This window comes from Salimicrobium humidisoli (assembly GCF_002295105.1).
Lineage (GTDB): Bacteria > Bacillota > Bacilli > Bacillales > Halobacillaceae > Salimicrobium > Salimicrobium humidisoli.
In genome coordinates this window covers 23,399-45,033 of the sequence record NZ_NSGH01000006.1, presented here as the reverse complement: position 1 = coordinate 45,033, position 21,635 = coordinate 23,399, and the positions used below count along the sequence as shown (strand labels likewise).

The 21,635-nt window shown below is 46.0% G+C and carries 23 protein-coding genes and 1 other annotated feature; of the genes, 9 read left to right on the top strand and 14 right to left on the bottom strand.

Features of this window, described 5'->3' with window-relative positions; all coding sequences use genetic code 11:
• Together opp3b and CKW00_RS05035 are read right to left on the bottom strand one after the other, a co-directional pair.
• Positions 1 to 927 (bottom strand): oligopeptide ABC transporter permease, encoded by a 927-nt coding sequence (gene opp3b / locus CKW00_RS05040; RefSeq protein WP_095821667.1) that lies wholly within the window; start codon positions 925 to 927, stop codon positions 1 to 3.
• Positions 928 to 1,088: 161 nt separating this feature from the next.
• Positions 1,089 to 2,765, bottom strand: a complete 1,677-nt coding sequence (locus CKW00_RS05035; RefSeq protein ID WP_095821666.1) for a peptide ABC transporter substrate-binding protein — start codon at positions 2,763 to 2,765, stop codon at positions 1,089 to 1,091.
• Positions 2,766 to 3,044: 279 nt separating this feature from the next.
• Here CKW00_RS05035 and CKW00_RS05030 point away from each other — a divergent pair, with 279 nt between their 5' ends.
• The 3 genes from CKW00_RS05030 to CKW00_RS05020 all read left to right on the top strand — a co-directional run bounded on the left by CKW00_RS05030 (position 3,045) and on the right by CKW00_RS05020 (position 5,934).
• Positions 3,045 to 3,425: a DUF3899 domain-containing protein gene (locus CKW00_RS05030; RefSeq protein ID WP_095821665.1), complete on the top strand. Its 381-nt coding sequence runs from the start codon at positions 3,045 to 3,047 to the stop codon at positions 3,423 to 3,425.
• A gap of 36 nt (positions 3,426 to 3,461) precedes the next feature.
• Positions 3,462 to 3,655 (top strand) — a binding site (T-box leader).
• Between the two features lie 62 nt (positions 3,656 to 3,717).
• Positions 3,718 to 4,719, top strand: a complete 1,002-nt coding sequence (gene trpS, locus CKW00_RS05025; protein ID WP_095821664.1) for a tryptophan--tRNA ligase — start codon at positions 3,718 to 3,720, stop codon at positions 4,717 to 4,719.
• 237 nt (positions 4,720 to 4,956) lie between these two features.
• Positions 4,957 to 5,934 carry an LCP family protein gene (locus CKW00_RS05020; RefSeq protein WP_095821663.1) on the top strand — a complete coding sequence of 326 codons (978 nt, stop codon included), beginning with the start codon at positions 4,957 to 4,959 and terminating at the stop codon, positions 5,932 to 5,934.
• Positions 5,935 to 5,999: 65 nt separating this feature from the next.
• Here the strand turns inward: CKW00_RS05020 and fabF are convergent, their stop codons facing one another.
• Together fabF and CKW00_RS05010 are read right to left on the bottom strand one after the other, a co-directional pair.
• A complete protein-coding gene (gene fabF, locus CKW00_RS05015) occupies positions 6,000 to 7,241 on the bottom strand; it encodes a beta-ketoacyl-ACP synthase II (protein WP_095821662.1) in 1,242 nt (413 codons plus the stop codon).
• 82 nt (positions 7,242 to 7,323) lie between these two features.
• The gene (locus CKW00_RS05010) at positions 7,324 to 8,262 is read right to left on the bottom strand and encodes a beta-ketoacyl-ACP synthase III (RefSeq protein ID WP_095821661.1); all 939 of its coding nucleotides are present in this window, start codon (positions 8,260 to 8,262) and stop codon (positions 7,324 to 7,326) included.
• A gap of 298 nt (positions 8,263 to 8,560) precedes the next feature.
• Here CKW00_RS05010 and CKW00_RS05005 point away from each other — a divergent pair, with 298 nt between their 5' ends.
• On the top strand, positions 8,561 to 8,737 hold the full coding sequence (locus CKW00_RS05005) for a YjzD family protein (RefSeq protein ID WP_095821660.1): 177 nt from the start codon (positions 8,561 to 8,563) through the stop codon (positions 8,735 to 8,737).
• Between the two features lie 85 nt (positions 8,738 to 8,822).
• Entirely contained in the window at positions 8,823 to 9,635 is an 813-nt protein-coding gene (locus CKW00_RS05000; protein WP_095821733.1) for an undecaprenyl-diphosphate phosphatase, read from the top strand.
• Positions 9,636 to 9,731: 96 nt separating this feature from the next.
• Here CKW00_RS05000 and CKW00_RS04995 read toward each other — a convergent pair whose 3' ends face one another.
• Together CKW00_RS04995 and CKW00_RS04990 are read right to left on the bottom strand one after the other, a co-directional pair.
• The gene (locus CKW00_RS04995; protein ID WP_008590109.1) at positions 9,732 to 10,043 is read right to left on the bottom strand and encodes a metal-sulfur cluster assembly factor; all 312 of its coding nucleotides are present in this window, start codon (positions 10,041 to 10,043) and stop codon (positions 9,732 to 9,734) included.
• A gap of 68 nt (positions 10,044 to 10,111) precedes the next feature.
• The gene (locus CKW00_RS04990) at positions 10,112 to 10,876 is read right to left on the bottom strand and encodes an alpha/beta fold hydrolase (protein ID WP_095821659.1); all 765 of its coding nucleotides are present in this window, start codon (positions 10,874 to 10,876) and stop codon (positions 10,112 to 10,114) included.
• Between the two features lie 119 nt (positions 10,877 to 10,995).
• On the opposite strand from CKW00_RS04990, the gene CKW00_RS04985 reads away from it, so the two are divergent.
• Positions 10,996 to 11,823, top strand: coding sequence for a Cof-type HAD-IIB family hydrolase (locus tag CKW00_RS04985; protein WP_095821658.1), 828 nt, complete (start codon positions 10,996 to 10,998; stop codon positions 11,821 to 11,823).
• Positions 11,824 to 11,957: 134 nt separating this feature from the next.
• Here the strand turns inward: CKW00_RS04985 and CKW00_RS04980 are convergent, their stop codons facing one another.
• Both CKW00_RS04980 and CKW00_RS04975 read right to left on the bottom strand, forming a co-directional pair.
• The gene (locus CKW00_RS04980; protein ID WP_233129720.1) at positions 11,958 to 12,410 is read right to left on the bottom strand and encodes a hypothetical protein; all 453 of its coding nucleotides are present in this window, start codon (positions 12,408 to 12,410) and stop codon (positions 11,958 to 11,960) included.
• A gap of 15 nt (positions 12,411 to 12,425) precedes the next feature.
• Positions 12,426 to 13,262, bottom strand: a complete 837-nt coding sequence (locus CKW00_RS04975) for a DUF2785 domain-containing protein (RefSeq protein WP_233129719.1) — start codon at positions 13,260 to 13,262, stop codon at positions 12,426 to 12,428.
• A gap of 97 nt (positions 13,263 to 13,359) precedes the next feature.
• Here CKW00_RS04975 and CKW00_RS04970 point away from each other — a divergent pair, with 97 nt between their 5' ends.
• Entirely contained in the window at positions 13,360 to 13,623 is a 264-nt protein-coding gene (locus tag CKW00_RS04970) for a NifU N-terminal domain-containing protein (RefSeq protein WP_076569138.1), read from the top strand.
• A 62-nt stretch (positions 13,624 to 13,685) separates the two neighbouring features.
• Here the strand turns inward: CKW00_RS04970 and CKW00_RS04965 are convergent, their stop codons facing one another.
• Entirely contained in the window at positions 13,686 to 14,705 is a 1,020-nt protein-coding gene (locus tag CKW00_RS04965; protein WP_095821656.1) for a BsuPI-related putative proteinase inhibitor, read from the bottom strand.
• 52 nt (positions 14,706 to 14,757) lie between these two features.
• Positions 14,758 to 15,603 carry a YitT family protein gene (locus CKW00_RS04960; protein WP_095821655.1) on the bottom strand — a complete coding sequence of 282 codons (846 nt, stop codon included), beginning with the start codon at positions 15,601 to 15,603 and terminating at the stop codon, positions 14,758 to 14,760.
• Positions 15,604 to 15,731: 128 nt separating this feature from the next.
• Between CKW00_RS04960 and CKW00_RS04955 the strand changes: the two genes are divergently transcribed.
• Positions 15,732 to 16,592: a DegV family protein gene (locus CKW00_RS04955; protein WP_095821654.1), complete on the top strand. Its 861-nt coding sequence runs from the start codon at positions 15,732 to 15,734 to the stop codon at positions 16,590 to 16,592.
• Between the two features lie 51 nt (positions 16,593 to 16,643).
• On the opposite strand, the gene CKW00_RS04950 is transcribed toward CKW00_RS04955, so the two are convergent.
• Together CKW00_RS04950 and CKW00_RS04945 are read right to left on the bottom strand one after the other, a co-directional pair.
• Positions 16,644 to 18,059 carry an alpha-amylase family glycosyl hydrolase gene (locus tag CKW00_RS04950; RefSeq protein WP_095821653.1) on the bottom strand — a complete coding sequence of 472 codons (1,416 nt, stop codon included), beginning with the start codon at positions 18,057 to 18,059 and terminating at the stop codon, positions 16,644 to 16,646.
• A gap of 373 nt (positions 18,060 to 18,432) precedes the next feature.
• Complete coding sequence (locus tag CKW00_RS04945; protein WP_095821652.1) at positions 18,433 to 18,789, bottom strand: YisL family protein; 357 nt, start codon at positions 18,787 to 18,789, stop codon at positions 18,433 to 18,435.
• 134 nt (positions 18,790 to 18,923) lie between these two features.
• Between CKW00_RS04945 and CKW00_RS04940 the strand changes: the two genes are divergently transcribed.
• Complete coding sequence (locus CKW00_RS04940) at positions 18,924 to 20,120, top strand: ornithine--oxo-acid transaminase (RefSeq protein ID WP_095821651.1); 1,197 nt, start codon at positions 18,924 to 18,926, stop codon at positions 20,118 to 20,120.
• A 64-nt stretch (positions 20,121 to 20,184) separates the two neighbouring features.
• Here CKW00_RS04940 and CKW00_RS04935 read toward each other — a convergent pair whose 3' ends face one another.
• Together CKW00_RS04935 and CKW00_RS04930 are read right to left on the bottom strand one after the other, a co-directional pair.
• A complete protein-coding gene (locus CKW00_RS04935; RefSeq protein WP_095821650.1) occupies positions 20,185 to 21,339 on the bottom strand; it encodes a DUF418 domain-containing protein in 1,155 nt (384 codons plus the stop codon).
• Between the two features lie 12 nt (positions 21,340 to 21,351).
• Positions 21,352 to 21,633, bottom strand: coding sequence for a hypothetical protein (locus CKW00_RS04930; protein ID WP_040609357.1), 282 nt, complete (start codon positions 21,631 to 21,633; stop codon positions 21,352 to 21,354).
• Positions 21,634 to 21,635 lie beyond the last annotated feature (2 nt).

Sequence of the window (21,635 nt, the reverse complement as noted above, 5' to 3'; positions counted from 1 at the left end):
TTAATCTCCTTCTGTCAGTCGGATTCTTGGATCAATGAGCCCGTACAACAGGTCAATGATCAGGATGATAAGGATGAACAGGAACGAGAAGAAAAGGGTCGTTCCCATAATAATCGGGTAATCGTTTGTGTTGATGGATTTGACGAACTGTTCACCGATCCCCGGCACCGAGAAAATGTTTTCAATTACGAGTGTACCTGTCATCAGACTTACAGCAAGCGGTCCCATAATGGTTATGATCGGAATGAGAGCGTTACGAAGTCCGTGTTTAAATACCACTCCGAACTTGTTCACCCCTTTTGCCCTCGCCGTAGTTATAAAATCGGAACCCAGTACTTCCAGCATTTCAGTCCGCATGTAACGTGCGGCAATTGCAATTGGGAAGATCGCCAACGCTAATGTTGGTAAGATTGTATATTCCCAGCCTTCCCAAAGAGCAACTGGAAAAAGCCCCCACCGGACACCTAAATAAAATTGAAGAATCCCTGCGAAAACGAAAGAAGGTATGGATTTACCTATGACTGCGATGAATGTGGAACCGTAGTCCACGACTCCATTGTGATAAATCGCTGCCAGCAATCCAAGCAGAACACCGATTATCGTTCCTAAGATCAGAGACTGTGCCCCGAGCGTCATCGAAGGTCCCATTCTCTCAAGCAGAATCGTCGTTACTTCACGATTATCAAATTGGAACGAAAGCCCAAGGTCCCCCTGGAAAAGTCCGGTAATATAATTGAAATACTGGACAGGAAGAGGATCATTCAAACCGTATTTCTCCAAAACAATCGCCTGCTGTTCTTCCGAAAGCTTATCTGCAGCACTTAAGGGGGTACCCGGCAGAAGCTTCATCAGGAAAAACGTCAGTGTTGCAATAAGCAGCAACGTTATTAACATATACACAAGTCTCTCTAATATGTAACGCACCATATGCTGACACCTCCTGGTTGTTTAATCTTCTCAAACGGTTAATTGACTGAAAGTTCCGTATTATCGGAAAAATTCCTTTACAGGGAAAAAGAGAGCATACGTCCTGCGACATATACTCTCCTTTCTTGTTACTGGCCTATATAAAGTTAAGAATGTCCTTCTTATTTACCTTCAATATAAGCATACTTGTACGTGTAGTCGGCACCCATAGGGTTTACATAAACACCTTTTACATAAGGTTTCTGCAGCTGAGCCACACTACGCTGATAAAGTGGAGCAAGTACAGCATCTTCTTTCATAAGAAGTTCTTCAGCCTTCAGGAAGTTTTCCCAACGGGCTTCAGGATCCTGGGCAAGATCTGTATTAGCTTCATTGATCAGTTTATCGTACTCTTCACTTGCATAACCGGTGTGGTTGTTACCGCCGTCCGTCAGCCACAAGTTAAGGAAAGTATTAGGGTCGATGTAGTCCGGTCCCCAACCTGCGTTCTGAAGCTGGTAGTTCATGTTCGTGTCGCGCTCCAGACGTACTTCGAACGGTACGGAATTCACTTTAACGGAAAGTCCTTCGAGCTGCTCCAGCTGATCTTTGATGTAAGCATCAAGATTTTTAGCAACCTCTGTATCTCCACCGAGATACTCAAGCTCAACGGAATCTTTACCAAGCTCTTCTTTCGCCTTCTTCCAATGTTCTTTCGCTTTTTCAAGGTCGGATGTTACAAGATCGCCATTCAGTTCACGGAAATCTTTTCCGGATTCAGGGTGAGAAACGAAGTTCTCAGGTACCTGTCCTGTAGAAGGTTTCGAACCGTTGTTCAAAATGACATCTACCATTCCCTGTCTGTCGATTGCGTACTGGATAGCTTTACGTGCGTTCACGTTCGAAAGCACTTCGCCTTCCTGGTTCATCTTAATATAGAAAAGAGTAGGTTCGTCTTTGATCTGGAACTCCTCCGAAGAACGGTATTCATCTACGAACTCGGAAGAAAGACCTGTCCGGTCGATTTCACCGGAGTTGAAAAGGTTTACTCCTGTTGCTGTATCTTTCACTACGTTTACGTCGATTTTATCAAGTTTCACGTTTTCAGCATCCCAGTAATCTTCGTTCTTGACTACTGTCCAGCCTTCACCGTGATTCCATTCTTCAAACTTGAATGGTCCGTTAGAAAGAAGGGCATCCGCTTCCTGAGCGTAGTTATCTCCCTGCTCCTCAACGAAATCCTGGTTCAATGGAAGGAATGTTCCAAACGCTGTCAGTGATTCGAAGTATGGTGTCGCCTGTTCCAGTTGTACTTCAAGCGTATGTTCATCTTTTGCAGTTACACCAAGTTCACTTACTTCCATCTCACCGCTGGCAATCGCTTCGGCATTTTTAATGACGCCGTTCATCATGTACGGACCATACTCGGAACCTGTGTCCGGATTGACGGCGCGCTGCCAGGCGTAGACGAAGTCTTCCGCTGTTACAGGGTCTCCGTTGGACCATTTTGCGTCTTCACGAAGATTGAATGTATAAGTAGTTCCATCTTCACTCATTTCATGATCTTTAGCAATACCCGGCTCCGCCTGTGCATCCTCATCCAGACGATACAGACCGTCTTTCGTGGAACCTAACCACTGGAACGCTACTGTATCGGTAGCCATGGATGAATCCATCGTCGGGATATCTGCGGATTCAGAAAGACTCAATACCTGTTCTTTGTCACCTTCTCCACCGGATCCTTCTTTATCTGATCCTGAACCTTCCCCGCTGCTACTATCGTCTCCGCCGGAGCAGGCAGCCAGGAACATACTCAACGCCAGTGTCAACACCAGCAATAACCAATTCGACTTCTTCATGTGAAAAAGACCTCCCCTTATTATGAATGTATTCTGAAAATTCAGCGGTTCGAACAACCCGCAATTTGAATTATACAAGTTTTCTTAAAATTTTGCATTAATTTTTTAAATCTTTTTGAAATAAATATTGTTACAAAAGTACATTCGGACGTTTTTTTAAGTCTAAAGACCTACGTTAAATTACAATACCATTACAACCTTCTATACCTTTACCTTTGAAGGGAGAAAATTCGATGCTATAATTGTAACGATTTGTTACATAGTGAGGAGTGTTTGAATATGGAGGCTGTGAAAAAACCCTTCTTCGTATTACTTGTTAATTTCGTGATTACCGCTCTGCTTTTTTTGTTCAACTCTCCTGAATATACACTGAAGTACTATATCAATTCCGTTTTTTACGTAGTATTTTTCTATTTATTCATCGCTCTTATAATGTGGGTGATCCGCGGAAGATTCTTCGACGGGATCGCTTACAGTTTTCGCAGATTTTACAATAAAACTTCAAAACAGCGGGCTTACCTTGAGGAATGGAAAGGAAAACCTCTCCCCTCAGAAACCGTCAATCGCAGCTGGCTCCGGATGTTTTTCTTCCAGGGGGTTATCATGCTGATGGTTATGTTTGTACTTTTGTTTTTCTACTATGCAGGGGTTGCAAATTAGCCTCCGCTTCCCTATACTTCTATTACAATATATATTCATAGAACAATGATGGAAGATAAGTATGTACTATGGTTTATTCTACAGAGACGCTGTGGTCGGTGTGAACAGCGAAGACATGGTACGGAAATTGGGCTTCCGGAGTTTTACCGTATATCGGCGTTAACGATTAAAGTCGGCTGTATGATTGCAATACAGCAATTAGGGTGGCACCGCGAGCATTCGTCCCTGCACAGGCAGAGAGGAATGCTTTTTGTATGCAGAAAATCAATTATATAAGCAGGGAGCGATTACTATGTCCGTTATTTTTTCAGGTATTCAGCCGAGTGGTACACTTACTCTCGGCAACTATTTGGGAGCGTTGAAGCACTTCGTCGATCTGCAGGAGGATCACCACTGTTACTTCTGTATCGTGGATGAACATGCGATTACTATGCCACAGGACAGATTAAAATTGAGGGACAATATCCGGTCTCTCGCAGCTCTTTATCTTGCTGTCGGTATCGATCCCCGGAAATCCACGCTTTTTATCCAGTCGGAAGTTCCCGCTCACACTCAGCTCGGGTGGATGCTTCAGAGCATCAGCTATATCGGGGAACTTGAACGGATGACCCAGTTCAAAGATAAATCGCAGGGAGGCAGGGACGGAGTTTCTTCCGGACTTCTCACATACCCGCCTCTTATGGCTGCGGATATCCTTCTTTATCAGACAGAGACTGTGCCTGTCGGCGAAGATCAGAAACAGCACCTCGAACTTACACGGACACTTGCGGAACGTTTCAACAATAAGTACAACAACATTTTCACGGTACCCGAAGTCAGCATACCCACTACCGGGGCGCGGATCATGTCTCTCCAGAAACCCGATAAGAAAATGAGTAAATCCGATGCCAACACAAAAGCATTTATTTCAATGCTCGATGCCCCCGATACGATACGAAAGAAAATCAGGAGCGCGGTTACGGATTCGGAGGGAATCGTAGAATTCGATCCCGATAATAAACCGGGAATTTCAAACCTGCTTACCATTTATTCCGTCTGTACCGGCCGTTCACCGGAGGAACTGACAAATGCCTACCACGGGCAGGGGTACGGAGATTTCAAGGCGGACGTAGGGGAAGCAGTCGTCGAAGTCCTCTCCCCTATCCAGGAAAAGTACCATGAACTTCTCCATTCGGAAGAACTGGACCTGATTCTTGATGAAGGAGCCGGCAAAGCGAATGTTTCTGCAGAAAAGACGTTAAAAAAAGCGAAAAAAGCGATGGGGCTCGGACGCGTTCATCAAAAAAGAAAATGAATCTCAAAAACCTTTCCATACGGTACAAACCGGAACTTTTTCAGGTTCCGGTTTTTGTTTTTACATTAAGGGAGCGGCCCGCCGGGTAAATTTGGCAGGAACGCTCAAAAATACAGATATGATTCCGTACTTTATATGGGTGGAGAAAGTAAGGTACAATACGTTCAACTCCTTCTTTACTTATGGAAGGATAAAAGGTACATTTGAATTGGTAAGCTACGGGAAAGGGGAATAATTATGGCTTCGAGCCGTGCAGTGCGCAGACGAAGAAAAAGTAAAAGAAAACTGAAATTGTTCGTCGCACTTATATTGATTTTAACATTGACGGTCGTCGGTTATACGGCTTTTGAATATTTGAGTGGAAAACACAACGCAGAAGGGATGGCTTCTGCAGATGCCAAGGCTTCTTCGAATGAAATGAACAGTGAGTATATGAAAGAATGGGAAGGTACGGATAACGGGGATGGAAAGACGAACGTTCTGATGCTCGGAAGCGATCAGCGCGGCTCGGAAAGGTCCCGTACCGATACTATTATGATTGCCCAGTACGATCCGGGTACCCAGTCAGCGAAACTGGTCTCCATTATGAGAGACACATACGTCAAAATACCCGGCCACGGATATAATAAAATAAATGCTGCATTCGCCCTTGGTGGTCCGGAACTGATGCGGAAAACGATAAAAGAAAATTTTGGTGTGGAGTTGGAATATTACTCTCTTGTAGATTTTGACGGCTTCACACAAATTGTGGATACTATCGCTCCGGACGGACTCCGTATTGATGTGGAAAAAGATATGAACTTCGAGGACAGCGCGGGCAAAATCGATCTTGAGGAAGGCGAACAGAAACTGGACGGGAAAGAACTGCTCGGATACGCACGTTTCCGCAAAGATGCAGAAGGCGATTACGGACGTGTCCGTCGCCAGCAGCAGGTGATCACCCGCTTAAAAGAGGAAATCATTTCCCTGAACGGTGTACTAAAAACACCTCGGCTGATCGGTACAATCCAGCCTTACGTCGATACGAACCTCGGCACCGGGAAAACTCTTTCCCTGGCCAAGGACTTTCTTTTGAACCCTGTGGAGGATATTGAAAAACTACGCATACCGACTGATGACAATACGTGGAATGAACGTAAAGAATACCCTATTGGCCTGGTACTGAATCACGATACAGAAGAGACAGCAAGAACGATCCAGGAATTTCTGGAATAAGCTAAAAGCCTTCCCCGAGATAGTCAGGGAAGGCTTTTTTTGTAATTTATTAACAGATTGCAAAGTCAGTCTGCATATTTTTCAAAAATCAGCGCAACGTTGTGTCCCCCGAAACCGAGGGAGTTACTCATTACTGTCTGAATTTCTTTGGATCTCGCTTCGTTCGGTACATAGTCAAGGTCACACTCAGGATCCGCTTCCTCATGATTTATTGTAGGAGGGAGGATACTCTCATTGATAGCTTTAAGGGAAAAGATAGCTTCTATCGCTCCGGCTGCTCCTAAAAGGTGTCCGGTCATGGACTTTGTGGAAGACATGGCCAGTTTGTAGGCATGATCTCCGAACACGGTTTTAGTGGCAATCGTTTCATATTTATCATTAAGTTCCGTAGAGGTGCCATGAGCGTTAATGTAATCAACAGTCTCCCTACTGATACCGGCATCTCCAAGAGCCTGACTCATGGCTCTTGCAGCACCTTCGCCTTCCGGAGCAGGAGCCGTAACATGGTGAGCGTCTCCTGTAGAACCGTACCCGGTAATTTCACCGTATATTTTAGCACCTCTATTTTTCGCGGACTCAAGCGTCTCGAGAATGACAACGCCTGCGCCCTCTCCCATTACGAATCCGTCCCGGTTCCGGTCGAAAGGTCGACTCGCTTTGGCCGGATCTTCATTCAGCGAAAGGGCCTTCGCTGAAGAGAAGCCGGCAAAAGCCATTTGAATCATCGGAGCTTCTGTCCCCCCGGCAATCATAATGTCGGCGTCTCCCCGCTGTATCACTTTGAAGGCATCTCCGATAGAGTTGGCACCCGAGGCACAGGCTGTTACCGTACACGAGTTGATGCCTTTGGCGCCCAGCGAGATGGAAACCTGACCGGCGGCCATATCCGGAATCATCATAGGGATGAAAAATGGGCTTACGCGGCGATATCCTTTCTTCTGAAACTTCTCGAACTCTGATTCATACGTGCCCATGCCGCCGATTCCTGAGCCGATCCACACACCCGTTCGCGGAGCAATCTCTTCGGTGATTTCAAGGTTTGCATCCTTTACGGCCATGTGGGAAGCTGCTACTGCATACTGGACGAATGGATCCATCCGTCTGGCTTCTTTCTTATCCACGTACGGCGAAACGTCGAAATCTTTAAGCTCGGCCGCCACGGAGACCGGGTAATTGGCAGGGTCCATTTTAGTCATGGGGCCTATACCCGACTCTCCTTTCTTTATACTGTTCCATGTATCTTCGACATTATTACCTAAGGGTGTTACGGCACCCAGACCGGTAATAACGACTCGCTTATTATCCATCCTCTGCTTCCTCCTTAAAAATTCGCTGAATATTATCTATAAGTTACTTTTCGGTTCACCTCGTCCGTGAAACCCTGGAGCTTTATTTGCCCCAGCGCAGGGCGACTGCACCCCACGTCAATCCGCCGCCGAACCCGACGAGGACTACGAGGTCTCCGTTTTTGATTTTACCTGCTTTCACTTCTTCTGACAAAGCGACAGGGATAGATGCTGAAGAAGTGTTCCCGTACTTCTTAACAGTTGTAGCCATTTTCTCCGGAGGGATGCCGAGGCGTTCTCTGGCAGCTTCCATAATACGGATGTTCGCCTGATGAGGCACGAGAAAGTCTACATCCTCTTCTTTCAGACCGATTTTTTTCACTACGTTCACGGAAGACTCGGGCATCTGACGCACAGCAAACTTGAACACTTCACGGCCGTTCATCTGAAGTGCATCCTTCTGATCCTGATACAGATGCGGTCCGCCCGATCCATCGGCACCAAGTTCGAAAGAAAGTATTCCTTTTTCATCGTCTACCGGCCCAATCACTGCAGCACCGGATGCGTCTCCGAACAGCACACACGTATTACGGTCTTCCCAATCGGTGATTTTAGAAAGTTTATCGGTTCCGACTACGAGAATGTTTTTATAGGATCCGGTATCGATGAACTGTTTAGCAGTAATTACCCCGTACATAAAACCGGCACACGCTGCCCCGACATCCATGGCAGCAACTTTATTGGCGCCGAGTTTATGCTGAAGCATGGCCGACACGGAAGGGAAAGGCTGATCCGGTGTAACCGTGGCGACAATGATCATGTCCAGATCCTCTGCTGTCATACCGGCGTCTTCAAGAGCATTGACTGCCGCATTGTAAGACATATCAGAAGTATCTTCCCCATCAGCTGCAATCCTTCTTTCTTCGATCCCCGTACGGGTGCGTATCCACTCATCACTTGTATCTACAATTTGTTCCATATCCTTATTTGTAAGAACTTTTTCGGGTGTATAATGTCCAATTCCGAGAAATCCAGCATTCATGTTTTCATCCCCTTAAGGTATAATCTAATCTTATTACTTGGTGCTAATTCTAATGTAAATTATACCTGTCTGCAAGCACTTTGGCCGGAGAATCGCCTTATTCCGCGAAGATTCAGGCTGACCCCGCCTTTTCGGCGAACTCTCCCGGTCCTGGTTTTTTGTGAATGTCATCTGACAGAAGGTCCTCCTGGTCTCTTGTCCCCTGAAGGTACTTGGTGAAATATGTTTTTTTGTTTTATTTCTTTCCGTCTTTTGGTAATATGAATAGTAAGATTGTACATAATTGAGGTGAATAACAATGCGTATTCTTTACACGATTCTATGGTCATTCCTATTCAGCTTCATGACTGCTTACGTAATAAGCAACATGAATCAGGTTGATTTCTCCATGCTTCAGGTCATTTTAATGACTGCCATATTCACGGTCGCAGTCATATTACTCGGAGAAGTCGGTCTCAAAGAGGAAGATGCTTAAAAGAAGCGCTCAGCGCGCTTCTTTTTTTAATGGTGGAAGACCCGTACTGCAAACAGAAGTTTATTCAGAAGGAGGCTTCTTTACATTGGAAGCGATATGGTTATGGATCAAATACTTACTATTGGGCATATTTCAGGGATTCACCGAACCGATTCCCATCTCTTCAAGCGGACATCTTGTCATTTTACAGGAGCTTATTTCCCTGAGTGATGAAGGACTTGATTTTCTTGTGCTCGTCAACTTCGGTTCATTAATTGCCGTCCTCATCATTTACCGGAATGATATTATCCGCCTCGTCCGGAACGGTTTCGGCTACATTTTCAAACAGGAAAAAGCACATAAAGAAGACTTTGATTTCATTCTCTACCTTGTAGTTGCGACTATTCCTGCAGGTATTCTCGGAGTTGTATTCGGAGATTATATAGACAGTAACCTCGATGCCGTATGGATTGTGGGCGCGACGCTGCTCGTAACGGGACTGGCTCTCTGGGTCATAAGGAATATCCGTGGTGGTAAAAATGACAGGAATCTTACTATGAAAGATGCGATTATCGTAGGGCTCGCCCAAGGGGTCGCCCTCATACCCGGCATCAGTCGTTCAGGAGCGACTATTGTAGCCGCCATGCTGCTCGGAATGAAGCAGGAAACGGCTCTGCGCTTCTCTTTTCTTCTGTTCATCCCGGTAAGTCTCGGTTCGATGCTTCTTTCGCTCGAAGACATTCTCGGAGCAAAAAGCGGACAATTATGGGCTGCTTACGTACTGGCTTTTGCCGGTTCCATAGTAGCTTCCTATTATTCCCTTCGCTGGTTCATGAACGTCATGGCCAACGGTAACCTGAAGTATTTCGCCTACTATTGTTTTACTGTCGGTATTCTCGTCCTGCTGTTTTTATCCTGAGCAGCAGCCCGAGTATCAGCATAAAAAACTCCCTCCGGAGGAAAGCGTCTGTACTAGCACGCAGCCTTCGGGGGGAGTTTTTAGATTTCGTATAAATCAATCCGGGATACCGAGAGCTATCTTCGCATAGCGGCTCATGCGATCTTTGCTCCACGGCGGGTTCCACACGATGTTGACCTGAATTTCATCAATTTCAGGGAGATCGGATAAAGCACGTTTCACATCCTGCTCGATGTGTCCTGCCAATGGGCATCCCATCGCAGTAAGGGTCATCGTAACGACCGCCTTATTATTTTCATCTACGTCTACGCCGTATACCAGGCCTAAGTTCACGATATCGATACCAAGTTCCGGGTCAATAACGTTTTCAAGAGCACCCATTGCGTTTTCTTCGATTGCAGTAGTCATTATTCAGCCTCCTTCTTATCTTCTTATACGTATTATAACGAAAAACAGGCCGAACGTTAAATTTTTCGCTACAATATTTTTTCAAGCCACTTCGTCATCTCGAGAATACCGCTCCGGCTTACTTTGTGATCTCTTCCCGGTTCTTTGATATGACGAATCGCCTGCTTGTTTCTGTATTGACTCTCCACTTCGTTATAAAACTCATAGCTGTGAGTGAACGGCACGACCGGATCCGCATCTCCATGCCAGAAAAAAAGCGGTCTCTCTTTCAATTTCTCCGGATGAAGCGAGAGATCTATAGTAGACAGCGCCCAGTACAGACTGTTCAACTCTTCGTCGCTGACAGGAAGCTCTCCACCGCTTGCTCTTACGTCCTCTATTATCTTTTTCGAGAACTCTACCGGTTTCGGAGAGCCCATCATGACACAGGCTGCACTTATCCACGGGTACATCGTCAAAGCCGCCGTAGTCGTAATACCCCCCATGGAAGTGCCGCCGACTCCGAAGCGGTCCCCTTCCAGCAGATCACGGATTTCCAGTTCATCATACAGAACCTGGAGTTCTTTCAGGTTTTGGTAAACGATATCCCAGAATTTGAGATTGAGCTGCTGCTGGTGCAGTTTTTCTTCGCGCTCTCCGTGGTACAGACTGTCCGGGAGCAGCACACGGTACCCTTTCTCCGCAAGCAGATAAGCCTGTGGTAAGTTGTGTTCTTTGGCGGAAGTGAATCCGTGGAAATATGTAAATACCGGGAGCGGTTCTCCCTGTTTTGCCGCTTCGGTTACGTGAAGCAGCGGAATTCCTCTCCATGACTCGCGTTGTACTGAAATCATCGGCTCTTTCCTTTCTTTTCTAAATTTATTTTGGTAAAATACGAATATTCTCAGTTAATAGTAACATTCACAAATTTTATTGGAAAGTTTTACATATTTCCAATAGTCGAGGTGACGAAATGAATAAACATATAATTGCGCTGGACCTGGACGGAACGCTTCTCACAGATGAAAAAACGATCAGCCCCGGTACGAAAGCAGCCGTACAACAGATTATTCAGGAGGGCCACATCGTAGTTATATCTACCGGCCGGCCGCACAGGGCCAGTATTAAATATTATCACGAACTCGGACTGGATACTCCGATGGTGAACTTCAACGGGGCACTCATCCATCATCCACTGAACCAGAAGTGGGACGCCATCCACTCCCCTCTCCCTTTGCGAAAAGCAAGAGAGATCATCCATATGGCAAACGAAATGGGTGTGAAGAATATTCTCGCCGAAGTAAAAGACCATGTCCACCTTCATTATTACGATGAAGATATGATGAAGATATTCGATACGAACGAACATCCCGTAACCGTGGGCCCACTGGCCAGCCATCTGAAAACCGACCCCACGTCCCTCCTTATTCAACCGAAAGAAGGCGACATGGAAAAAGTGAAGTATATCCGCGAAGAGCTCGACAAACATGCCGAAGCCATCGATCACAGGCGTTGGGGCGCTCCATGGCACGTTATCGAAATTGTCCGGGCAGGATTGAACAAAGCGGTAGGTCTTCATAAGATTGCTCACTACTACCGCATACCACGCGAGCGGATTATAGCTTTTGGTGATGAGGACAACGACTTCGAGATGATAGATTACGCCGGTACAGGAGTGGCGATGGGAAATGCGATTGACGGACTTAAATCAATTGCCGATGAAACGACTGCTTCTAACGAAGAAGACGGCATTGCACAATTTCTTAACAGTTATTTTGAAATAAAACCTTCCATACGATAATTGCATAATGGTATGAAAGAGGAGTCCGGACGTAATCACCACGCCCGGACTCCTTATTTATCATATTGATCTGAGGGACCTGATCCGAAAAAAAGACAGCCGACTGTAAGCTTACTCCTCCTCTTTTTTCTCTCTCAGACAGCAGCAGGGCGGTCTTTCCATTTCAGTACATCATAACTGCCGGACAGGACCAGTCCGAATACAGCATGTCCGGCGAGCCAGAAGGAAATTGCCTTCCCGTCCCGAAGTGAAGGTGTTTCCTGTACCGCAAGAAGAGTCAGCGGAACATACGTAATTGCTGCTCCTGCGGACAGCAGCCCGGAGAGTATGAAACGGAATGTCGAGTCCCATGCGTTTCTCTTTTCAACTATATAAACGAAAATAAAACCTATGCTCAAAGAGACAGATAGATGAAGCAGCCACTCAAGCGCAGGGTGACCCATCGCATGACGGACCCCCGGAATAAAATCCACGTTCATCAGAAGGGTATAGACGGAAAGACCAAAAATCTTCTCTATGCCGTAAAGAAAACTTCCGAGAGCCACACCTGCAATGGTGCCGATCCACGCTCCGATTTTTTTGATCATTTCCGTCTCCTCCTTTCAGTAATGCTCCTGAGTTCTCAATTCCCTTAATATCTGAAGTAAAACCTCACAAATTTCTTCTTCCTCTTCATCGATCAGCCGGAAGTAAAGAGCGCGAAGCAGATGCTTACCGTTATTAATGATAAGATCCTCCTCCGGGTCCTTCCAATTTTCCCGTTCATAGAGGAAAGTCCAAAGCCACGCGACCTTTTCTTCTTTTTCTATCTTATCGAACATAGTTATAATCGCAGTAACCATATGTTCTTCTTCATCGAACAGGTAAGGTCTGTCTATAAGGAATTGTTCACGGATGATCGGCAGCATTCCTTTCACTTCTTCCCCTGTAATACAATCACAGGCGGACAGGCTGTTAAGTGCTTTGCCGGCGTGAGCCATCGTGTGCACCCAGCCTTTCCCTTTCACGTAACCGCGATGATCCTGTTCCTGCTTCATGTATTTTTTCAGATTTTCCCATACCCGGTGTATATTTTCCTCGGAAAGGAAAGCGTTATTCGAATGTCGGGAGAGGATGGGGGACATGAGTAATACTGAATAACTGCGACGGAATACAGCGTCTTCTTCCTGTTTGGACGTATTGATTCTATAAAATAAATAATTTTTATTCATCAGAGATGTAAGCATATTTCTAAGCTGCTGATCTGAGTATTTTTCTCTTTGGATGAAAGTGGACAATATATCGTGAATAAGTTCCGAACGTAAATAAGGGTCCACCGCCCCCATACTCTGGAGCATCACTGTCGTTATTTCCTGCTGGTTGACGCGTTCAGGAAGAGTATAGTCGTTTTCCTTGATCTCTTCCAGCGTTTCTTTAAGTCTGTTTTTCAATATGTTCACCTCTACGCAGCGAATAGAATGTTTTGTTTCTTCGTTTTGCTCCCGCCCTTTTTCTGCTAAAATAAATAAGTATAAAGGTTACAAGGAGGTTTTTATAGTGGGCGTAGTTGTAGAAGAAACACCGAATCCCAATGCCAGAAAATTCACGACGGATTCCCGTATTTTCCCCGGGGATGGAAGTGTGTCCGTAATGCCGGGACAGACGAGCGATTTCCCGATTATGAATGCACTGATGGAACTCGAAGGTGTCGATAACGTATTCGGCTTCCAAAATTTCATTACTGTCAATAAAAAACCGGATGCCGACTGGGATCAGCTGACTCCGAAAGTGGAAGCTGCAGTTAAAGAAGCCGGCTATTAAGAAAACTCTGAGACAGAAAGGCTGTCTCAGAGTCTTCTTTTATTTCATCCGTCTTTCCGGGCTCATTCGCCCCCGAACCGGTCAAGAGGTACGTAATTAACGTTCACGGGCTCACTGTCCTTGGCATTTCTGTCGTACATCATAAGCGTAAGCGCTCCGGAATCCGGCAGATCAGATTCAGGGATGGAAATGGCGAGTTCAAATTGCGACCAGTTCGGCGCCCCTGCATCCACTTGAACAGCCGTTTCCGAAATCAGTTCATTGTGACCGTCTTCTACTCTGTAGAGGAAGTCCCCTTCGAAAACGCGGGCTTCCCCCCTCACTGTATAGTTTCCTTTTTCCCCGGACAGTTCAAGATTACGAAAAGCATCATTGCCTTCAACAGAACTCGACGGTTTGGATGATTCCGGGTCCCCTTCTTCCTCTGTACCTTGTTCAGACCCTTCTCCCTCAGCATTTCCTGACTCTTCGGAAGAACTTTCCTCCTGTTTCTCGATAGTGAAAGCTGAAGTGGACGTAAACTCCATACCCTTCACTTTTTCACCGTTCACCGTATCAACCAGAAATGTCGCTGTCGCTTCATATTCTCCTGGCGTCACGTTTTCTTTCCATTCCACTGCATTCTCAAGCTTTTGTCCGGCTTTTATATTCTCGGATGTTTTAGCCTGGGTAAAAGAGCGATCAGCAGAAAATGTGTACACATTTTCACCATTTTGATCCGTTATGCGGACATCGAACTGCTGTCCCGACAGGAACCCTGCTTCAATAGCTTCTTCACCTTCGTTCGTCAAAGAAAAACTAATGACGGCTTTTTCCCCTGAAGTTTCAGCACTGCTTTTCACTGCAAGCTGTTCAGCCAGTGCCTGCCCGTTACTCTCGTCATTGGTGTTCTTTTCTTCATTTCCCTCGTTCTTCTGCTGTACACTTTCTTTCTCGTTTTTCTTTTCTTCATTTTCTCCGTTATTCTGCTGTTCGCTCTCTTCTTCATTTTTCTTTTCTTCTGTATTACCCGTTTCATCGGCTCCACACGCCGAAAGACCAATAACTCCCGTAATCAGAATTGCCATCCACCATTTTTTCATTTCATTTCCCCCTTAAAGGACTGTTATACTACTTTACTAATGTACCTTATTTTCATTCTTTTCGGAAGAAGCCGAAGACACCGGTGGTCTGGACAATATTGGTGAACGCCCGGTCATCGACATCGTGAATAATATGTTGAAGATCGTAAAGCTCGTAGCGGGAAATAACCATTATCAGCATATTCTTGTCCTCGCCGGTGAAAGCCCCTCTTGCCGGTAACGTAGTAATCCCCCGGACCACCTGCGCGTGGATCGCCTCTTCCATATCTTCTGCCTTCGAAGTAATAATCATCGCTGTCAGTTTTTCATGACGGGTATGTATTGCATCAATCACCCGCGTCGTAACGTACAGAGTCAGCAAAGTATATAAAGCGTTTTCCGGTTCATAAATCAGGCCGGCAACGGCGATGATAGCACTGTTGATTATAAGGAAATAAGTGCCGATCGGCCGGTCTTTCATGCGGGAGAGGACCATAGCGATAATATCAAGTCCTCCGGTGGACGCCCCCCATTTAAGGGTGATACCTACACCGACACCCCCGAGCACGCCACCGAACACAGCGTTAAGTATAATGTCCTCCGACAATTGCAAAAGAGGTATAACTTCCAGGAAAAATGTCGTAAAAGCCACTGATATTGCGCTGTACACAGTAAACCCTTTTCCTACTTTCAGCCATCCGAGTATCGCAACAGGTATGTTCAGAATAAATAATATGATTCCGGTGCTGATAAAATGGATGTCCAGAAAATCCTGGATGATACTCGTCAAGAGCTGAGCCATACCGGTAAAACCGCTTGCGTAAACATTAGCTTCTATGAGAAATAAGTTCAGGCTGACTGCGTTAAACAGCGCGCCTATAATAACGACGATGATCCTTTTCGTTTCAAATGTAAACATGGTGCTCCCCCTGTCTTTTTAATTATAGATTATTATTACTGAAATGAACATATGCTATACTTTGACTAAATAACTTCTTAGACATAAACTTAACATAGAACTCACTCTAATAGAATGAAGGTGAAAAAATGAGCGTACAAATCATCTGCGATTCTGCATGCGACCTTTCAGAAGCTACATTGAGCGAATACGGAGTGGATCGCGTATCGTTGAAAGTTCTTCTTAAAGGCAAAGAGCATGAAGATGGTCAGGACCTTTCTCCCAAAGAAGTGTATGATGCAATGAGAAACGGGGAGGCTCCGAAGACGTCACAGGTGACGGCACAGGACTTCCGCGAACTCTTCACCGAAAAAATTGCCGCTGATCAGCCATTTCTATACATCGCTTTTTCCTCCGCCCTCTCCGGGACTTATCAGTCGGCAAAAGTAGTGGAACAGGAGCTGAAAGAAGAATACCCGAAGGCCAAGTTTGCAGTAATCGACACGAAAGCCGCCTCTCTCGGGTACGGACTCATCGTGCTGAGAGCAGCGGAAGAGAGTCGGAAGAACGCGACGCTACGGGAACTTATATCCCTCGTTTCCTACCACTCCAAACATATGGAACATTTATTTACAGTAGACGACCTGGCATACCTGCAGCGTGGTGGGCGGGTAACTAAAGCAGAAGCTTTCGTCGGCAGTCTTCTTAAAATCAAACCCCTTCTGCACGTCGACGACGGGAACCTGGTGCCCCTTGAGAAAATCCGAGGTCAGAAGAAAGTATTTAAGCGCATGATTGAACTGATGGAAGAGCGCGGAAAAGATCTGAAACGCCAGCGAATCGCAATCAGTCACGGAGATAGCGAAGAGAGGGCGAAGCAGCTCGCCTCTATGATTGAAGAAAGATTCTCCCCTGCAGATATCCACATAGATATGGTGGGCGCAGCTATCGGAGCCCACGCCGGCCCGGGAACGATAGCACTCTTCTTTATAAATGAAGAGTACAGGTAAAAACCCCTCATTTACAGAGCAAAAGGTCAAAAAAATCAACGAACACGACGCTCAGTGTCCGTTGATTTTTTGTTTTCTGTTTTTTACCATTGTCATTATAACAAAGATGACGAAAATAGCCATTACGCTTACGACAAAACCGACGAATAACCAGTTGATCCCTGCCGAATCTTCCACGACGAACACGTCGGCGGTCTCACGCTCCAGCACCACCCGGTACTTCCCATCATCTGACTGTCTGAGAAAACCGTCATGCATAAGACCGCGTAACTGTTTATTGTCTCCGAGCGAAGTTACAATGCCGCTTTTCGTTTCCTCCGAATTGTTTACGGCTACAAGCATTGTTTTCTCCCCGTCGATTTTAAACACTTCCATACCGCCTTCGTTATACACTTTCTGAACTTCACCTTTCGCAAACGACGGGAACTCATTTTGCATCGCGTTCAACTTATTTATCCTTCTGGTTACTTCTTCGTCTGTTCCACCAAAGTTCATCATCGGTAAATTCCCGATTCCCGGCTTTTCCCCCATAGGGATCGCTGTTCCATACTGTACTACGGCTACATCGTGATCGGTATACAGTTGGGTCAGAGCCAGTTTCCATCTCGTCACCGGGTTAAAACCAGCCTCCTGAGATAACGTCGTGAAACGTCTCGTATCATGAAAATCAACAGCACTGGCGGTGGTCCCCTCTTTCGCCGGAGCCGGCAGTTCTATGTTACCTGTTCCTGAAAAGCTTTCGGAAATCGCTTCCTGATACGATTCATCATACCATATGTCAAAACCTGCTTTGCTGTAGGAAGAATCTTCTCCCTTACCGATCAGTACCATATCCGTAACATCGCTTAAAGTTTTTTGCCAAAAGTCCGGGCTGGCCTCTTCCACTTCCGGAAAACCGAAGCCGTCCAGACCCGCTTCTTCTTTCCAGTACGAAAGAATGGAACTTATTTCTTTTTGTACATCCCCGCCGGTTTCCTTCACCTTGACTTCCCCGTTTCCGGAGCGTTCCGTAAAACCTTTTTCCACCCATGGATGGTCTTCGTCGATGCCCATCAGTGGCATATCCATAATCACTTTCATATCTCGATCGTGGGCTTCTTCGGTAAGAGTCCGGACTTCTTTCATTGTACCTAAGTGTTCATCCACTTTTTTGTAGTCCTTCACCTCGTACCCTTCAAAGTCCGACGAACTCATCAGCGGCGATAACCAGATTGTCGTAAATCCGAGATCCTTGATATAGTCCAGTTTCTCTGTGACGCCCTGGAGGTCGCCACCGTGATACCCGTTTTCTTTGCCGGTCTCAAGGTTCTTATCGTTAGCGGTCTTCCCGTTCATGAAACGGTCCACCGTTATGTAATAAATACTTTCACCTTTCCATTTCTCTCCTTCTTCTGCCGTGGCCGGTGTGGGAAGTACCCAAAAAAGAAGAGACGAAAGAATGAGCATAAGACCTGTCATTCTTCTCATCTGTCCTACCCCCTCAAATTTTCAATCATTATTAAAGGTTATCCTCCCAGTACCTTTACCGTCAACTATTATCTTTACATAAATACTCTCTCAGATTGAAAAGAGTATAAATCGTCCACACTTTCTTCACAGCTCTTTTCGATGTCTCGAGTTCCTCCACTTATTGCAGTAATTCACTTCTATCCGCTATAAATATTTTCAAAAAATTTATTGACTTTATAAATGAGAATGATTATCATTACAAGTGAGGGTGATTCCTCGCCATAACCTTGAACATAGTAGCAGGCACTCCCCCGTGCCTAACCCCCTTATCACAATAAAAAAAGGAGTGATCCGCTGGTCCGGACCACTCCTTTTTTTATTAAATTTACGATTATGGCAATATGCCCATCGGCAGCATTACGAAACCGAGGAAAAGTGCCAATAGCACGGAAATGGTGAGCTGTGTCCACCAGCTCGTAACTTTTTGACCTTTTTTCTTTTTGACAGCCACCATCTCTATGGAGGCGATCACCCAGATTCCGACCAGGAGTTTAATGATAACTGCCGGACCGTAGCTGGAGTAAGAAGCGAAAAGATCTCCTCCGGAATAAAGAATCAGTAAATAGTCTAAGCGTAGAATCATGTGAGAAATCTTGGCAGGCTTTAAATTTCCCGAATTTAAAAACGTTGACACCAGCGCAAGAAGTGCTAAAGCCAGCACCCATGAAAAAATATGTAGATGCGTCATTTCATCATCCTCCTTTCTCTTCTTATCGTATCACTTCTCCCTCCCGATTCCCAATGAAAAATGGCTGGAGAAATCAGTAGAAAAACCTGTTATAATGGAAAAGTATTGTTATAAAGATTCAAAGGAGGTCCTGTATGTCTCGTAACAGTCAACAAATCATTGATCAGACCCAAGAATATGGTGCCAAAAACTATCACCCGCTCCCTGTAGTCATCTCGGAAGCAGAAGGAGTATGGGTAACAGATCCGGAAGGTAACCGTTATATGGATATGCTTAGTGCCTACTCGGCCGTTAACCAGGGGCATCGCCACCCTAAAATCATTCAGGCGTTGAAAGACCAGGCCGACCGGGTGACTCTTACATCCCGTGCTTTTCATAACGACCAGCTCGGACCCTGGTATGAAAAGATCTGTAAAATCACTAATAAAGAAATGGCTCTTCCTATGAACACAGGAGCTGAAGCCGTAGAGACCGCTCTTAAAGCAGCCCGCCGCTGGGCTTACGATGTAAAAGGTGTGGAAGAAGACAATGCGGAGATCATCGCCTGCACAGGTAACTTCCACGGACGGACGATGGCTGCTGTTTCCCTCTCCTCGGACGAGGATAACAAACGCGGCTTCGGTCCTACTCTCCCGGGCATCAAATTAGTCCCTTACGGTGACATCGACGCTCTTCGGGAAGCGATTACAGATAATACAGCGGCTTTCCTTCTTGAACCCATCCAGGGAGAAGCAGGGATCGTTATGCCACCGGAAGGTTTTCTGAAAGAAGCTTCCGATCTTTGCAATGAGGAAAATGTTCTGTTTATCGCAGACGAAATTCAGGCCGGCCTTGCGAGAACCGGAAAGATGTTTGCGTGCGACTGGGAAGATGTAAATCCGGATATGCTTATTCTCGGTAAAGCCCTCGGCGGCGGTGTATTCCCTATTTCCTGTGTAGTATCCAACAAGGATATTCTCGGAGTATTCAATCCGGGTTCCCACGGGTCCACGTTCGGAGGCAACCCGCTTGCATCAGCTGTATCTCTCGCTTCTCTCCAGGTGATCGAAGACGAAAATCTGGCCGACCGCTCTCTCAGACTCGGCAATCATATGATGGAAGAGTTAAAATCCATCGACAGTTCCATTATAAAAGAAGTGCGTGGAAAAGGGCTCTTCATCGGTGTGGAACTTACCGAACCTGCGCGTAAATACTGTGAAGAACTGAAAGAAAAAGGACTTCTCTGTAAAGAAACGCACGAAAACGTCATACGTTTCGCTCCGCCTCTGATCATTTCCGAAGAAGATCTGAACTGGGCCATCTCTCATATCAAAGAGGTTCTGAGCGTTTAATATCACAAAAACATGAAAGCGGCTTCTGTCCAGGACAGAAGCCGCTTTTTTCTTTCGAAAGTGTTTATATATCAGTTTTGTACGTTCCTCTTCTCCACAGCCATTCCACCGGACCATACCGGTATTTTTTCAGCCACCATCTGCTTATGACGACCTGCAGCAAGAAGACGATCAGCACAAAAATGGTACTCTGCAGCGGCGACACTTCCCCGTAAAATCCGAAACCGACAGAGTAAAAAGCGATGAAACTTACAACCGACTGCAATATATAGTTCGTAAGCGACATCCTCCCTACCCATCTAAACGGCCGTATCGCCCGTCTGACCGAATTTCTGTACAACATAGTAATAGACAATACGTAGAACACAGCCGAGGCGGACCCGCCGATGTTGTCCTGAGCCAGTTCAAACCACATGGGCCTTCCGAAGAAGTAAGGTCCGACCTTGAATACGAGGAACAATACACCGGTCACTACCCACCACTTCCACATTTCATTTCTATGGTTCTCCGGTTCATGAAGCCACCTTTTTCTCGCGATGTACATACCGAACAGCATCATCGGAAGCATGCTCATGATTAAAAACGGCCAGTTCCCCGGGCTGTTCGTATACCACCAGTCCGTCAAATTCTGCGCCCATATCTCCCCGAGCGTCCCTTCACCATAACTCGTCATTGCCGCCTGTATAGCTTCCCTGTTCATCACAGCCGCATTGAAATCTCTGGCTGCATAAAGCAGTAAAGTGAATGGTAACGTTACGGCAGCCAGCATTCCGAAAGCGGAACGAAGCAGCGTCCGGTTCTTCCCTTTCATAAATAGCAGAAGAATCATCCCGAGAATGCTATAGGTGAGCAGTATGTCTCCGTGCCATATAAGGAAAGCATGTACGATTCCGAAAAGAAAAAGAATAAACATCCTTCGCTGTAAAACGGGTTCGTAACTTACGCCTTTTGCCACCAGTCGGTCTTTCATCATTTGCAGGCCAAACCCGAACATAAGAGCAAAGAGCGTGTAAAAACTTGCCTGGAAGAAGATATCAATGATCGCCCGAATCATTCCGCTCATTTCTGAAGAAAAATACTCCTCTCCTCCTCCATATAGAAAAAAAGGGGCGTTAAACGCCGGAGCGTTCACCATAAAAATACCGAATATCGCGAAGCCTCTGGCGACATCCACCCATTCCAGACGCTCCTTCTCTACTATTGGGCCTCCCTTCGGCATAGTCCTCCCCCCTTACTTCCTTCTATTGGCTTTTTTCGTAGTGACTCTTTTAGCCGGATCCTGCTTCTGCACCCATTTCACATACTTTTTCATATCAGGGTGGTCCTGGAGTCGTTCAATCCGGTTGTAGAACCGGGCCAGTTCCCGGTTGGAGAAAAGTGCATGAATCTGACGATGGCAGGCCGTACATAATTGAACCGTCGGCCCGTGTACGCCTCCGTACTGTTTAGGGGTAAGATGGTGTTCTGTTGTTTTCACCGGGAAGCGCCAGCACAACTCACAAATCTCCTCCATCA

Coding starts and splice junctions, on each gene's coding strand:
- CKW00_RS04940 (WP_095821651.1), top strand. CDS start 18,924: ATGTCTCGTAACAGTCAACAAATCATTGATCAGACCCAAGAATATGGT.
- CKW00_RS05030 (WP_095821665.1), top strand. CDS start 3,045: ATGGAGGCTGTGAAAAAACCCTTCTTCGTATTACTTGTTAATTTCGTG.
- CKW00_RS05035 (WP_095821666.1), bottom strand. CDS start 2,765: ATGAAGAAGTCGAATTGGTTATTGCTGGTGTTGACACTGGCGTTGAGT.
- fabF (WP_095821662.1), bottom strand. CDS start 7,241: ATGGATAATAAGCGAGTCGTTATTACCGGTCTGGGTGCCGTAACACCC.
- CKW00_RS04950 (WP_095821653.1), bottom strand. CDS start 18,059: ATGAGAAGAATGACAGGTCTTATGCTCATTCTTTCGTCTCTTCTTTTT.
- CKW00_RS05005 (WP_095821660.1), top strand. CDS start 8,561: ATGCGTATTCTTTACACGATTCTATGGTCATTCCTATTCAGCTTCATG.
- opp3b (WP_095821667.1), bottom strand. CDS start 927: ATGGTGCGTTACATATTAGAGAGACTTGTGTATATGTTAATAACGTTG.
- CKW00_RS04985 (WP_095821658.1), top strand. CDS start 10,996: ATGAATAAACATATAATTGCGCTGGACCTGGACGGAACGCTTCTCACA.
- CKW00_RS04955 (WP_095821654.1), top strand. CDS start 15,732: ATGAGCGTACAAATCATCTGCGATTCTGCATGCGACCTTTCAGAAGCT.
- CKW00_RS04945 (WP_095821652.1), bottom strand. CDS start 18,789: ATGACGCATCTACATATTTTTTCATGGGTGCTGGCTTTAGCACTTCTT.
- CKW00_RS04980 (WP_233129720.1), bottom strand. CDS start 12,410: ATGATCAAAAAAATCGGAGCGTGGATCGGCACCATTGCAGGTGTGGCT.
- CKW00_RS05020 (WP_095821663.1), top strand. CDS start 4,957: ATGGCTTCGAGCCGTGCAGTGCGCAGACGAAGAAAAAGTAAAAGAAAA.
- CKW00_RS04995 (WP_008590109.1), bottom strand. CDS start 10,043: ATGACTACTGCAATCGAAGAAAACGCAATGGGTGCTCTTGAAAACGTT.
- CKW00_RS05010 (WP_095821661.1), bottom strand. CDS start 8,262: ATGAATGCTGGATTTCTCGGAATTGGACATTATACACCCGAAAAAGTT.
- CKW00_RS04990 (WP_095821659.1), bottom strand. CDS start 10,876: ATGATTTCAGTACAACGCGAGTCATGGAGAGGAATTCCGCTGCTTCAC.
- CKW00_RS04965 (WP_095821656.1), bottom strand. CDS start 14,705: ATGAAAAAATGGTGGATGGCAATTCTGATTACGGGAGTTATTGGTCTT.
- CKW00_RS04960 (WP_095821655.1), bottom strand. CDS start 15,603: ATGTTTACATTTGAAACGAAAAGGATCATCGTCGTTATTATAGGCGCG.
- CKW00_RS04935 (WP_095821650.1), bottom strand. CDS start 21,339: ATGCCGAAGGGAGGCCCAATAGTAGAGAAGGAGCGTCTGGAATGGGTG.
- CKW00_RS04930 (WP_040609357.1), bottom strand. CDS start 21,633: ATGGAGGAGATTTGTGAGTTGTGCTGGCGCTTCCCGGTGAAAACAACA.
- trpS (WP_095821664.1), top strand. CDS start 3,718: ATGTCCGTTATTTTTTCAGGTATTCAGCCGAGTGGTACACTTACTCTC.